This is a genomic window from Rhizobium sp. BK196 (assembly GCF_014193255.1).
Classification (GTDB): Bacteria; Pseudomonadota; Alphaproteobacteria; order Rhizobiales; family Rhizobiaceae; genus Rhizobium.
This window is the reverse complement of record NZ_JACHZB010000002.1, coordinates 563087-575689: the sequence shown is the minus strand read 5'-3', so window position 1 is coordinate 575689 and position 12603 is coordinate 563087. Positions and strand designations below refer to the sequence as shown.

Here is a 12603-nt window from a genome sequence, read left to right as displayed (position 1 = left end):
TCACGTCTTTTCGCGGAACAGCTCGATGATGGCGGAGAAATCCCTGCCGCCGTTGCCGAGCTTCTCGAAGAGCGCATAAAGCTGCGCGGCCTCTGCGCCAAGCGGCGTGGAGGCGCCGCTTGCAAGTGCGGCCTCCTGCGAGAGCCTGAGATCCTTGAGCATCAGTGCGGCGGCAAAGCCCGGTTTGTAGTCGTTATTGGCAGGCGATGTCGGCACAGGTCCCGGCACCGGGCAATAGGTATTGATCGACCAGCACTGCCCGGATGACGTGGAGGCGACATCGAAGAGCGCCTGATGCGAAAGGCCGAGCTTTTCGGCAAGCACGAAGGCTTCGCACACGCCGACCATGGAAATGCCGAGGATCATGTTGTTGCAGATCTTCGCTGCCTGTCCGGCGCCGGCCTCGCCGCAATGGACGATCTTCTTACCCATGGCCTCCAGGATCGGTTTCGCCTTGGCGAAGGCTTCCTCGGATCCGCCGGCCATGAAGGTCAGCGTGCCGGCACTCGCCCCGCCGGTACCGCCGGAAACCGGTGCATCGAGCGACAGGCAACTTGCGGCCTTGGCCATCTCATGCGCCTTGCGGCTGCTTTCGACATCGATCGTCGAGCAATCGATGACCAGCGCCCCCTGATTGGCCGATTGCAGGATATCCGCCCAGGCCGTCAGCACGTGTTTTCCCTGCGGCAGCATGGTGATGACGATCTCGGCCTCTTTGACCGCCTGGCTTGCATGGCTCGCGGGCTTCACGCCGCTCTCCTCGGCGGCCTTCAGCACCGGTGCCGCCAGATCGAAACCCAGAACCTCGTGGCCAGCCTTGACGAGATTGGCGGCCATCGGCCCGCCCATATTGCCAAGCCCGATGAATCCGATCCTTGCCATGGTCATCTCCTATCTGTTGTCTTCGAGGATCATGGCCGCTGCCTTTTCGGCGATCATGATCGTCGGTGAATTGGTGTTGCCGGACGTGATGGCCGGCATCACCGAGGCGTCCGCGATCCTCAGCCTGGCGAGCGCCCGCAGCCGGAGCCGCGGATCCACCACGCTATCCCGATCGACGCCCATGCGGCAGGTGCCGACGGGATGGAAGATCGTCGTGCCGATATCGCCTGCCGCCTTTTCCAGTTCCGCTTCGCTCTGATAGCTCGGACCCGGCTTGAATTCCTCCGGATGGAAACGGGCGAGCGAGGGCTGAGCCACGATCCTGCGCGTCAGCTTTATCGAACGAACAGCTATGTCGCGATCGCGCTGCGTCGAGAGGTATCTTGGCGCAATGATTGGCTGGGCGGCAAAATCCGGGCTGGAAACATGCACGGAGCCGCGGCTTTCCGGCCTGAGATTGCAGACGCTCGCTGTAATCGCAGGAAAGGCGTGGACCGGATCGCCGAATTTCTCCAGCGACACCGGCTGCACGTGATACTGCAGATCGGGCGTTTCCTTGTCCGGTCCCGACCGGGTGAAGATACCAAGCTGGCTCGGTGCCATAGCCATCGGCCCAGAGCGGCGCATGAGATATTCAAGCCCGATCGCCGCCTTGCCGATCAGCTTCGACGCCTTTTCGTTGAGGGTCGGCACGCCCGTCACTTTGTAGGCAAGCCGAAGCTGCAGGTGATCCTGCAGGTTCTCGCCTATGCCCTTCACCTCTGTCAGCACATCGATGCCAGCCTGACGCAGAACCTCGCCGCGGCCGACGCCCGACAGTTCCAGAATGTGTGGCGAACCGATGGAGCCGGCCGACAGCACGGTTTCCTTTGCGGCATAGGCCCGCTTTGCCGTGCCGCGATGTTGGAATTCGACGCCGACAACGGCGCCTTCGTCGATCAACAATCGCCGAACCTGCGCCTTCGTCATCACAGTGAGATTGCCGCGTTTCATCGCCGGGCGCAGGAAGGCCTTGGTCGCGTTCCAGCGGATGCCGGAGCGTTGGTTGACGTCGAAATAGCCGGAGCCTTCGTTGCTGCCGCGATTGAAATCCGCCGTTTCGGGAATGCCGGCCTCCTTGGCCGCCTGCTGGAAGGCATCGAGCACATCCCAGCGCACGCGCGCCTTTTCCACGCGCCATTCGCCGCCGGCGCCATGCATCTCGTCCCCGCCCCTGTAGTGATCCTCCGACTTGCGGAAGAACGGCAACACGTCCTCCCAGCCCCAGCCGGTGCACCCCATCTGCCGCCAGAGATCGTAATCGCGCGCCTGGCCGCGCATGTAGATCATGCCGTTGATCGAGGAGCAGCCACCGAGCACCTTACCACGCGGATAGTTCAGCGCCCGCCCGTTCAGCCCGTCCTCGGGCGCGGTGATAAAACACCAATCGGTGCGCGGATTGTTGATGCAGTAGAGGTAACCGACGGGAATGTGGATCCAGTGGTAATTGTCGTTGCCGCCCGCCTCCAGCAGCAAGACCCTCGTGTTGCGGTCAGCTGACAACCGATTTGCGAGCACGCAGCCGGCGCTACCTGCCCCGACGATGATGTAGTCATAGCGATCCATGGATCATGCACTCCGAAATGCCTGCATCCCGCCTCCCCGGGGCCGAGGAGGCGGGATTTCGCGGCGCCGCTGCACATCCCTTCCCATTGCAGGAAAAGAGGTCCGCCCGTTCAGCGGCGATAGACAAAGCCCAGTTTACGCCCGAGCCGCGAGGCGTAGAATTCGCCGATGATGCCGCGGCGAAAAATCAGCACGCAGATCATGAAGACCACACCTGTGATGATGGTCACCGGAAATTCCGAAGTCGCCAGATAGTTCTGCAGCGTCACGACGAGGCCCGCGCCGAATACCGGGCCAATCAGCGTGCCGATGCCGCCAAGCAGCGTCATCAGGATCACCTCACCCGACATCTGCCAGGCGACATCTGTCAGCGTCGCAAACTGGAAGACCAGCGATTTGACCGATCCGGCAAGCCCGGCAAGGGCTGCCGACATCACGAAAGCGCCGAGCTTGTAACGCGCCACGGAATAGCCGAGCGAGATCGCCCGCTGCTCGTTCTCGCGGATCGATTTCAGGATCATGCCGAAGGGTGAATTGATGAAGCGCCAGATGATCAGAAGTCCGATCAGGAACAGTGCCAGCACGAAATAATACATGTTGGTAGAGCTGTTGAGATCGATGAAGCCGAAGAGGTGGCCGCGCGGCACGGACTGGATGCCGTCCTCGCCTTCGGTAAATTCGGCCTGCAGGCAGAAGAAGAAGAACATCTGCGACAGCGCCAGCGTGATCATGGCGAAATAGATGCCCTGGCGGCGGATCGCGAAGAAGCCCATGACGAAGCCGAGAAGGGCTGCCCCGGCAACACCAACGAGAATGCCGAGCTCCGGCGGGAATCCCCAGGATTTGACTGTAAAGGCGGTGAAATAGGCCGCCCCGCCGAAGAAGGTCGCATGACCAAAGGAGAGCAGCCCGGTGTAGCCGAGCAGCAGGTTGAAGGCGCAGGCAAAGAGCGCGAAGCAGAGCAGCTTCATCAGAAAGATCGGATAGAAGAAGAAGGGCGCGAGCAAGAGAAGCAGGAGCCCGATGATCAGGAAGCCGGCCTGCACCGAAAGGGCGGTGCGGCTCTTTTCCGTTCGGATCGTTTCGGTGATGTCAGCCATGTCACGCATCCCGTCCGAAGAGGCCCGCGGGCCTGATGAGAAGCACGATCGCCATGATGACGAAGATGACGATGTTAGAGGCTTCCGGATAGAAGACCTTGGTCAGACCTTCCGCGATGCCGAGCACATAGCCGGTGATGATGGCGCCCATGATCGAGCCCATGCCGCCGACGACGACCACGGCGAAGACGACGATGATCATGTTGGAGCCCATCAGCGGCGAGACTTGATAGATGGGTGCGGCTAGCACACCGGCAAAGGCAGCAAGGCCGACGCCAAGCGCATAGGTGAAGGTCAAAAGGACCGGTACGTTGACGCCGAAGACCTGCACCAGAGTGGCGTTTTCCGTTGCCGAGCGCAGATACGCACCGAGCTTGGTCTTTTCGATCAAGAGCCAGGTGCCAATGCAGACGACGAGCGAAACGCCCACTACCCAGCCGCGATAGATCGGCAGGAACATGAAGCCAAGGTTCATGCCGCCGGCAAGTGCGGGCGGCGTTGCATAGGGCTGGCCCGACGAGCCGTAGAGATAACGGAACGTGCCTTCGACGGCGAGCGCCAGGCCAAAAGTGAAGAGCAGGCCATAGAGCGGATCGAGATCATAGAGCCTGCGCAGGAAGAGCCGCTCGATGACAGCGCCGGCAAGCCCAACGATGACGGGCGCCAGGACCAGCGACGGCCAGTAGCCAATACCGAGATAATTCAAGAGCAGATAGGCGACGAAAGCGCCGAGCATGTACTGGGCGCCATGCGCGAAATTGATGACGCGCAGAAGACCGAAAATGATCGCAAGACCAAGGCTCAGCAGCGCATAGAAAGACCCGTTGATCAGGCCGATCAACAGCTGACCGAACAGCGCCTGCAAGGGAATGCCGAAGATCATCGTCATCGCATCACACTCCCAGAACCTTGTGCAGCATATCCATGCGCTGCGGCAGTTCGCTGACCGGGAATTCGGAGACCATCTGCCCATGATCCATCAGATAGAAGCGATCGGCAATACGGCTTGCGAAACGGAAATTCTGTTCGACAAGCACGATGGTCATGCCGCGTTCCTTCAGCGTCTTCAAAACCTCGCCGATCCGCTGGACGATAATGGGCGCCAGCCCCTCGGTCGGTTCGTCGAGCAACAAGAGGCGCACACCCGTGCGCAGGATGCGGGCGATCGCCAGCATCTGCTGCTCGCCGCCCGAAAGCTTGGTGCCGGAACTCGTGCGCCGCTCATAAAGGTTTGGAAAGAGTTCATAGATCTCATCGAGAGTCATGCCGCCGGGCGCCACGACAGGCGGCAGCATCAGATTTTCCGAAACCGTCAGCGTCGCGAAGATCCCACGCTCCTCCGGAACGAAACCGATGCCCTTGTGCGCTGTCTTGTGAAGCGGCACCTGCATCATGTCGGTGCCGGCAAAACTGAGCTTTCCCTTTCGCGCACGTACGATGCCGGTGATGGTGCGCAAAGTTGTCGTCTTGCCAACGCCATTGCGGCCGAGAATGGTGGTCATCTCACCCTCACCGACCGTCATGTCGATGCCGTGGAGAATATGGCTTTCGCCGTACCAGGCATTCAGACCTTGAATTTCGAGAAGCGGCGCCATCAGTGGTGCTCCTCCGTGCCCATGTAGGCCTGCCGCACGCGCTCGTCCTGGCTGACAGCTGCATAGTCGCCCTCGGCGAGGATTTCCCCACGCTGCAGAACGGTCACATGCTGGCAGATATTGGCGACGACGGAGAGATTGTGCTCGACCATGAGAACCGCCCGGTCGCGGGCGACGTCGCGAATGATGGCGGAGACGACGCTGACATCTTCCTGCCCCATGCCGGCCATCGGCTCGTCGAGAAGCAGCACTTTCGGATCGAGCGCCAGAGTGGTGGCAATCTCCAGCACACGCTTGCGGCCATAGGAGAGATCTGCGGCGACGTGATCGCGCTCCTTGGAAAGCCCCACGCTCGCAAGCAATTGCTCAGCGCGGTCATTCAGGCTGTCGAGTGCCGAAAGCGGCCGCCAGAACTGCGTGGACAGATTGTTCGGCCGCTGCAGGGCGACCCGAACATTGTCGAGCACCGAAAGGTGCGGGAAGACGGCGGATATCTGGAAGGAGCGGACGAGGCCCATGCGCGCCACCCGGTCGGGCGGCGTCCGGGTGATGTCAGTGCCCATCAGCGTGATGGTGCCTGATGTCGGCTGCAGGAACTTGGTGAGCAGGTTGAACACCGTCGTCTTGCCGGCACCGTTTGGCCCAATCAGCGCATGCACGCTCGCATCATGCACATCGAGATCGACATTCCTGACGGCCGTGAAGCCGCCGAAATCGCGGCGCAGGCCGCGGGCGGAAAGCACCACCCGCGGCTTGGCCCGAGTTTCAAATGCGGAGACCGCCATATCTTATTTCACCAGATCGCAGCCGCTCTTGGCGGGATCGATATAGGCTTCCTTGCCCGGAATGGTGGCGAGAACGTTGAAATAGTCCCACGGCTCCTTGCTTTCCGACGGCTTCTTGACCTGCAGCAGGTACATGTCGTGGATCATACGGCCGTTCGGGCCAACCGTGCCGCCGCGGCCGAAGACATCATCGACAGGCATTTCATGAAGCTGTTTGGCGACGGCTTCCGTCTCATCCGTGCCAGCCTTCTGGATCGCCTTCAGATATTGCAGAACGGCCGAATAGGTGCCGGTATGTATCATGTTGGGCATCTTGCCGGTGCGGGCGAAGAACTTCTTGGCGAATTCCCGGCTCTGGTCATCGCGGTTCCAGTAATAGCCTTCCGTCAACGTCAGGCCCTGCGCCGCCTCCATGCCGAGGCCATGGACTTCTGCAAGCGTGAACAGCAGCGCCGCCAGATGCTGACCACCCTGGGTGATGCCGAATTCAGAGGCCTGTTTAATGGCGTTCGACGTGTCGAGACCTGCATTGGCAAGGCCGATCACCTTGGCGCCCGACGATTGCGCCTGCAGCAGGAAGGACGAGAAGTCCTGGGTCGACAGGGGATGACGCACCGAACCGACGACCGTGCCGCCGCTCGCCTTCACGTAATCGGTGGTCTGCTGTTCCAGCGAATAGCCGAAGGCATAGTCCGCCGTCAGGAAGAACCAGCTGTCGCCGCCCTGTTTGACCAGCGCGCCGCCGGTGCCGACAGCCAGAGCATGGGTGTCATAGGCCCAATGGAAGCCATAGGGTGAACACGCCTTGCCGGTAAGATCCGTCGTCGCCGCACCGGTGACGATATCGATCTTCTTCTTTTCCTTGGCTATGGCCTGCACGGCAAGCGCCACGGAAGATGTCGTCAGCTCCATGATGGCATCGACCTGTTCGGTGTCATACCACTGGCGGGCAATGTTGGAGGCGATATCAGGCTTGTTCTGGTGGTCGGCATTGACGATCTCGACCGGCATGTCGAGCACCTTGCCGCCGAAATCCTCGACGGCCATCTTGGCAGCCTCGACAGAGGACTTGCCACCGAAGTCGGCATAGACGCCCGACTGGTCGTTCAGAATGCCGATCTTCACCTTGCCATCGGAAATGGCCGCACTTTGGGCGAACACGGCAGTGCTGCTTGCGAGCAAAAAGGCAACGGACGCAATGAATTTCTTTCGCATAGTCTCTCCTCCCAGAGATTGGCCAGATTGAGAATCTGTTCAAAATTGGCGACCCGCCCTCCTCAAAGCGATCACTCCTCCCTTACGATCACGGAATTTCCTCCATGAGGCAACTGGCGGTTTACATCTAATTCCAAACAGTATCTGTTCGTTTTTGAACAGACCCCGTCATAATGCCGCCGCGGTGACAATCACAACGCGCGCCTTTGTGGGCGACATTAGACCAAAGACGTAGACGGATGGGCGACGCCGATGAGCCACGCTTCGCAATTTACTTGGGACGATCTGCAGTTTTTTCTAGCTGTCGCCCGCACCGGTCAGCTTTCAACGGCGGCGCGGCAGTTGCGCTCAAGCCATGCGACCGTCTCGCGGCGCATCGACCGGCTGGAATTTGCCCTGAAGGTCAAGCTTTTCGAGCGAAATCCCCGCGGCTACGTGCTGACCGCTATGGGCACGCGCTTCGTCGAAACCGCCGAGAAGATGGAGCAGGAAACGGAGCGGCTGCGATCCGATCTTGCCGATGGCTCGCTCAGCCAACGCGGCCTCGTGCGCTTGAGTGCGCCGGAAGGCTTTGCGAATTTCTTCTTTGCGACCGTCCTGCCGCAATTTGCCGCCCGCCATCCGCATCTGGCGCTTGAATTGGTCACCATTCAGCAGATCATGTCGCTCTCCCGCAAGGAGGCGGATATTTCCGTCGTCCTCGACGAGCCCAAAGGCGGCCCCTACTTTGCCGAAAAGCTGACGGACTATCATCTGCAGGTCTATGCTTCGCGCGACTATCTCGCCCGCGCAGCACCCATCACCACGCGTGACGACCTGCTGAACCACCCCTTCATCAGTTATATCGAGGAAATGATCTTCGCGCCGGGGCTCGATTATCTCGGCGACGTGCATCCGCGCATCAAGCCCCAATTCCAGAGTTCCAGCATCTTCGCGCAGCTGACGGCCACCAGAAACGGCCTCGGCCTCGGCATCCTGCCCTATTTCTTCGCCTGCCGTTATCCTGAATTGGTGCGCGTGCTGCCCGACGAGATCGATCTCAAACGGCATTACTGGATCACCTGCCACCGCGACTTGAAGCAAGCGCCGCGCGTGCGCGCCGTCATCGATTTCCTGAGGGAAACGGCACGCAGCGAAGACGCCTGTTTCATCCCGCCCTATATCGGCACAGCACGAAAGGCGAAGGCGGAGATGTGATTATTTCAGGAATTCGGCGCGATGCGGAGTGAATGTGTCGATCAGGCGCCCCTTTTCCAGCGCCTTGACGCCGTGGACCAGATTGGGTGGCACAATGAAGCTGCCGCCCTCCTTCAAGACTGCAGTGCGGCCGTCGATCGTCACTTCGAAGCTGCCTTCGGCAACATAGCTCGCCTGTATATGCGGGTGGAAATGCGCAGCACCGACCGCACCCGCCTCGAACGCAACTTCCACCATCATCATCTCGGGCAGATAGGTCATGATCCGGCGGGTCACGCCCGGCTCCGGGTTTACCCATTCGGCGCCTTCGGCCGATACGAAGAGATCGCTTGATGACATGTCTGCCTCCTCATCCCAGAATCTGTCGCCCGCAAACTGGCGCAACGATCCGCATTTGAAAAGATGACTTCTGCATCTTTGGTGCGCGACCCCGTCTTGTTGACGCCGTAACCGGGCAGGTCTATGCGACCATAGAACAGGCATGCCTAAATGATGGTGAGGAGATTGGACATGCAGCATAGGCGCGAGGTTTTCGACTGGGCAGATCCCTTCCGGCTCGTGGAGCAGCTGACCGACGAGGAGCGCATGGTGCAGGAGACCGCACATGCCTATGCGCAGGAGAAGCTCGGCCCCCGTGTGCTCGAAGCCTTCCGCAATGAGAAGACCGACCCGGAAATCTTCCGGGAGATGGGTGAACTCGGCCTTCTCGGCCCGACGATCGATCCGGAATATGGCGGCGCCGGCCTCGGCTATGTCGCCTATGGTCTCATCGCCCGCGAGGTGGAGCGCGTCGACAGCGGTTATCGTTCGATGATGAGCGTGCAGTCCTCCCTCGTCATGGTGCCGATCGACGCCTTCGGCTCGGAAGAGCAGAAGCAGAAATATCTGCCGAAACTTGCGACCGGCGAATGGATCGGCTGTTTTGGCCTGACCGAGCCCAATCACGGCTCCGATCCGGGCTCCATGGCAACGCGGGCAAAGAAGGTCGATGGCGGTTATAGCCTGACAGGCTCCAAGACCTGGATCTCGAATGCGCCGATTGCCGATGTCTTCGTCGTCTGGGCAAAGACCGACGATGGCCTCATTCGCGGTTTCATCCTGGAAAAGGGCTGGAAGGGTCTCTCGGCGCCGAAGATCCAGGGCAAGGTTGGGCTTCGCGCCTCGATCACAGGCGAAGTCGTCATGGACAATGTCTTCGTGCCGGAAGAGAACCTGCTGCCCAACGTCAGCGGCCTCAAGGGTCCGTTTACCTGCCTCAACTCCGCACGCTTCGGCATCGCCTGGGGCGCGCTGGGTGCAGCCGAAGCCTGCTATGCAACGGCCCGGCAATATACGCTGGACCGCCAGCAGTTTGGCCGGCCGCTTGCCGCCAACCAGCTCATCCAGAAGAAGCTTGCCGATATGGCAACTGAAATCTCGCTCGGTCTTCAGGGATGTTTGCGTCTCGGCCGCATGAAGGAAGAGGGCCATCCGCCTGTCGAACTGACGTCGATCCTCAAGCGCAATTCCTGCGGCAAGGCACTGGAGATTGCCCGGGCAGCCCGCGACATGCTTGGCGGCAACGGCATTTCCGACGAGTTCGGCGTCGCCCGTCACCTCGTCAATCTCGAAGTGGTCAACACCTATGAGGGAACGCATGACATTCATGCGCTCATTCTCGGTCGTGCAATCACAGGCATTGCCGCCTTCTCCAACTGATTCCGTGGCATGCAAGGCGAATTGCAACCTGGATGACAATGTGCAAACCTCCCCTCACCGCGGCAGAGAGGCCGATGGTGCAAGGGGGATTTGCATATGTTTCTGCTGCTCGCACTTCTGATCGGCGTCATTGCCGGTCTTCGCGCCATGACCGCACCTGCTGCCATTGCCTGGGGCGCTGCACTCGGCTGGTTCGATATCTCTCAGACACCGCTCGCCTTCATGGGTTACCAATGGACGCCGTGGATCTTTACGGCGCTCGCCATTATTGAGCTCATCACCGACCAGTTGCCCTCCACCCCCTCACGCAAGGTGCCGATCCAGTTCGCTACCCGCATCATCGTCGGCGCGCTGTGCGGTGCCGTCATCGGTGTCGCTAGCAGCCTGCTCTTCGGCGGCCTGATCGCCGGCATCATTGGCGCTGTCATCGGTACGCTCGGCGGCGCAGCCGCCCGCGGCAAACTTGCAGCCTCCTTCGGCCAGGATCGTCCGGCTGCCCTGATCGAAGATGCCGTCGCTGTCGTCGGCGCCTTTGTCATCGCGTGGGCAGTCTGATGAAGAGCTTCGACGCAATCTTCATCGGCGCCGGCCAGGCCGGCCCATTCCTCGCCGCCCGCATGGCGGAAACGGGCATGAAGGTGGCGCTGATCGAACGCAAGTTCCTTGGCGGCACCTGCGTCAATGCAGGGTGCATGCCGACGAAGACACTGGTAGCAAGTGCGCGCGCCGCCTATGTGGCGCGGCGCGGTGCCGACTACGGGGTCCAGATCCCGGGCGAAATTGCAATCGACATGAAGATCGTGCGCGATCGTGCAGAGACGATCATCATGAATGCCCGAAATGGTTTGAGCGACTGGTTCGGCAGCATGAAGACCATGACCGTCATCCACGGCCATGCCCGCTTCACAGGCCCGAAAGAAGTCGTCGTCAATGGCGAAACGCTGACGGCACCTAAGATCTTCCTCAATGTCGGCGCCCGTCCGACAATCCCCGACATGCCGGGCCTTGCCGATATCGATTATCTGACCAGCACCGGCATCATTCATCTCGATAGCCTGCCGAAGCATCTCGCTATTATCGGCGGCAGCTATATCGGCCTCGAATTTGCACAGATGTACCGACGTTTCGGCGCGGCGGTAACGGTGATCGAGCGCGGCCCGAAACTCGCCTCCCGCGAGGACGAGGATATTTCCGATGCGATCGCCGATATCCTCAGGTCCGAGGGCATAAGGATCCATACCGACGTCAAGGACATCCGCTTCGCCAAAGGCGCTGATGGTGCAACTGTTACGGTCGACTCCGAAACGATCGAGGCAAGCCACGTGCTTGTCGCCACCGGCCGGACGCCGAATACCGACGATCTCGGCCTCGATGCTGCAGGTGTGGCTATCGACAAGCGTGGCTTCATCAGCGTCGACGACCAGTTAGCCACCAATATCGAAGGCATATGGGCGCTCGGGGACTGCAACGGCCACGGTGCCTTCACCCATACGTCCTATAATGACTTCGAGATCGCCGCAGCCAATCTGCTCGACGGTGGCGATCGCAAAGTGTCGAGCCGCATTCCGGCCTATGCGCTCTATATCGACCCGCCGCTCGGCCGCGTCGGCATGACGGAAAAGCAGGCACTCGCCTCGGGCCGCAAGATCATGGTCTCGACCCGCCCGATGAGCAAAGTCGGCCGCGCCAATGAGCGTGGCGAAACCAAGGGCTTCATGAAGGTGGTCGCGGATGCGGAGAGCAAGGAAATCCTGGGTGCAGCTATCCTCGGGATCGAGGGCGACGAGGTGATCCACGGCTTCATCGACGCCATGAATGCCGGCACAACCTACCCGGTGCTGAAGTGGTCCATGCCGATCCACCCGACCGTTTCGGAATTGATCCCGACGCTGCTGGGTGATTTGAAGGCGATCTGATCCGCAAAGATCGCAATCATCCGGAGGCAGGCTATTGAATATCGAACTGCTGATCGAAAATTATGGCCTGCCGGCAATCTTTCTCGGCACGGCCTTCGAGGGCGAAACCGCCGCCTTTCTCGGCGGCGTCATCGCGCATCGCGAGCTTCTAACCTATTGGGCCGCCTCAATGGCTGCTTCGGCGGGATCATTCGCCGGAGACCAGATGTGGTTCTTTGCCGGCCGCTATGCCGCCCAATGGAACTTTGTTCGCCGCGTGATGGAGACGCCGGCGCTCGCACGGGTCACGCAGCTTCTCGAAAAATATCCGACCGGATTCATTTTCGCGTTCCGCTTTCTGGTGGGATTGCGCACGATCAGCCCGATCGTCATTGGGACGACGCATATATCGACGCAGAGATTCCTCGTGCTCAACCTTCTGGCGGCGCTCGTTTGGGGGCAGCTCTTCACCGCGCTTGGCTATGCCTTCGGGCACGGAATAGAACAAATGCTCGGTCGCCTGCCGCTGCATCATCACCTGCTGATCGCACTTGCCGCCGCGGCCCTTATCGCGGGCGCGGCGCTGGTGCTTCGCAAGAGGAAATTTGGAATCAAATACCCGTAAAGGGCC

The 12603-nt window shown here is 60.5% G+C and carries 13 protein-coding genes; 5 read left to right on the top strand and 8 right to left on the bottom strand.

Annotated elements, in window-relative coordinates; genetic code table 11:
• The 7 genes from mmsB to FHT78_RS09220 all read right to left on the bottom strand — a co-directional run bounded on the left by mmsB (position 1) and on the right by FHT78_RS09220 (position 7182).
• Positions 1-882, bottom strand: a complete 882-nt coding sequence (gene mmsB / locus FHT78_RS09250; RefSeq protein WP_183742770.1) for a 3-hydroxyisobutyrate dehydrogenase — start codon at positions 880-882, stop codon at positions 1-3.
• 9 nt (positions 883-891) lie between these two features.
• Positions 892-2487 carry a GMC family oxidoreductase N-terminal domain-containing protein gene (locus tag FHT78_RS09245; RefSeq protein WP_183742768.1) on the bottom strand — a complete coding sequence of 532 codons (1596 nt, stop codon included), beginning with the start codon at positions 2485-2487 and terminating at the stop codon, positions 892-894.
• A gap of 110 nt (positions 2488-2597) precedes the next feature.
• Positions 2598-3587, bottom strand: a complete 990-nt coding sequence (locus FHT78_RS09240; RefSeq protein ID WP_183742766.1) for a branched-chain amino acid ABC transporter permease — start codon at positions 3585-3587, stop codon at positions 2598-2600.
• Position 3588: 1 nt separating this feature from the next.
• A complete protein-coding gene (locus FHT78_RS09235) occupies positions 3589-4476 on the bottom strand; it encodes a branched-chain amino acid ABC transporter permease (protein ID WP_183742764.1) in 888 nt (295 codons plus the stop codon).
• Between the two features lie 4 nt (positions 4477-4480).
• On the bottom strand, positions 4481-5182 hold the full coding sequence (locus FHT78_RS09230; protein ID WP_183742762.1) for an ABC transporter ATP-binding protein: 702 nt from the start codon (positions 5180-5182) through the stop codon (positions 4481-4483).
• On the bottom strand, positions 5182-5967 hold the full coding sequence (locus FHT78_RS09225) for an ABC transporter ATP-binding protein (protein WP_183742761.1): 786 nt from the start codon (positions 5965-5967) through the stop codon (positions 5182-5184). The genes FHT78_RS09230 and FHT78_RS09225 overlap by 1 nt, the downstream gene beginning before the upstream one ends.
• A 3-nt stretch (positions 5968-5970) precedes the next feature.
• On the bottom strand, positions 5971-7182 hold the full coding sequence (locus FHT78_RS09220; protein ID WP_183742759.1) for an ABC transporter substrate-binding protein: 1212 nt from the start codon (positions 7180-7182) through the stop codon (positions 5971-5973).
• Positions 7183-7434: 252 nt separating this feature from the next.
• Between FHT78_RS09220 and FHT78_RS09215 the strand changes: the two genes are divergently transcribed.
• On the top strand, positions 7435-8379 hold the full coding sequence (locus tag FHT78_RS09215; RefSeq protein WP_183742757.1) for a LysR family transcriptional regulator: 945 nt from the start codon (positions 7435-7437) through the stop codon (positions 8377-8379).
• Here FHT78_RS09215 and FHT78_RS09210 read toward each other — a convergent pair whose 3' ends face one another.
• Positions 8380-8718, bottom strand: coding sequence for a cupin domain-containing protein (locus FHT78_RS09210; protein ID WP_183742756.1), 339 nt, complete (start codon positions 8716-8718; stop codon positions 8380-8382). It lies immediately after the preceding gene.
• A gap of 171 nt (positions 8719-8889) precedes the next feature.
• On the opposite strand from FHT78_RS09210, the gene FHT78_RS09205 reads away from it, so the two are divergent.
• The 4 genes from FHT78_RS09205 (at position 8890) to FHT78_RS09190 (ending at position 12597) form a co-directional block, all read left to right on the top strand.
• Entirely contained in the window at positions 8890-10077 is a 1188-nt protein-coding gene (locus FHT78_RS09205; protein WP_183742754.1) for an acyl-CoA dehydrogenase, read from the top strand.
• Between the two features lie 96 nt (positions 10078-10173).
• Complete coding sequence (locus FHT78_RS09200) at positions 10174-10632, top strand: DUF4126 family protein (protein ID WP_183742752.1); 459 nt, start codon at positions 10174-10176, stop codon at positions 10630-10632.
• On the top strand, positions 10632-11993 hold the full coding sequence (locus FHT78_RS09195; RefSeq protein WP_183742750.1) for an FAD-containing oxidoreductase: 1362 nt from the start codon (positions 10632-10634) through the stop codon (positions 11991-11993). The genes FHT78_RS09200 and FHT78_RS09195 overlap by 1 nt, the downstream gene beginning before the upstream one ends.
• Positions 11994-12027: 34 nt before the next feature.
• Positions 12028-12597 carry a VTT domain-containing protein gene (locus FHT78_RS09190; protein WP_183742748.1) on the top strand — a complete coding sequence of 190 codons (570 nt, stop codon included), beginning with the start codon at positions 12028-12030 and terminating at the stop codon, positions 12595-12597.
• The last annotated feature ends 6 nt before the right edge of the window (positions 12598-12603 follow it).

What these genes read in the sequence shown, in the direction of transcription:
- mmsB (WP_183742770.1), bottom strand. Translation starts at nt 882, where the DNA reads ATGGCAAGGATCGGATTCATCGGGCTTGGCAATATGGGCGGGCCGATG.
- FHT78_RS09245 (WP_183742768.1), bottom strand. Translation starts at nt 2,487, where the DNA reads ATGGATCGCTATGACTACATCATCGTCGGGGCAGGTAGCGCCGGCTGC.
- FHT78_RS09240 (WP_183742766.1), bottom strand. Translation starts at nt 3,587, where the DNA reads ATGGCTGACATCACCGAAACGATCCGAACGGAAAAGAGCCGCACCGCC.
- FHT78_RS09235 (WP_183742764.1), bottom strand. Translation starts at nt 4,476, where the DNA reads ATGACGATGATCTTCGGCATTCCCTTGCAGGCGCTGTTCGGTCAGCTG.
- FHT78_RS09230 (WP_183742762.1), bottom strand. Translation starts at nt 5,182, where the DNA reads ATGGCGCCGCTTCTCGAAATTCAAGGTCTGAATGCCTGGTACGGCGAA.
- FHT78_RS09225 (WP_183742761.1), bottom strand. Translation starts at nt 5,967, where the DNA reads ATGGCGGTCTCCGCATTTGAAACTCGGGCCAAGCCGCGGGTGGTGCTT.
- FHT78_RS09220 (WP_183742759.1), bottom strand. Translation starts at nt 7,182, where the DNA reads ATGCGAAAGAAATTCATTGCGTCCGTTGCCTTTTTGCTCGCAAGCAGC.
- FHT78_RS09215 (WP_183742757.1), top strand. Translation starts at nt 7,435, where the DNA reads ATGAGCCACGCTTCGCAATTTACTTGGGACGATCTGCAGTTTTTTCTA.
- FHT78_RS09210 (WP_183742756.1), bottom strand. Translation starts at nt 8,718, where the DNA reads ATGTCATCAAGCGATCTCTTCGTATCGGCCGAAGGCGCCGAATGGGTA.
- FHT78_RS09205 (WP_183742754.1), top strand. Translation starts at nt 8,890, where the DNA reads ATGCAGCATAGGCGCGAGGTTTTCGACTGGGCAGATCCCTTCCGGCTC.
- FHT78_RS09200 (WP_183742752.1), top strand. Translation starts at nt 10,174, where the DNA reads ATGTTTCTGCTGCTCGCACTTCTGATCGGCGTCATTGCCGGTCTTCGC.
- FHT78_RS09195 (WP_183742750.1), top strand. Translation starts at nt 10,632, where the DNA reads ATGAAGAGCTTCGACGCAATCTTCATCGGCGCCGGCCAGGCCGGCCCA.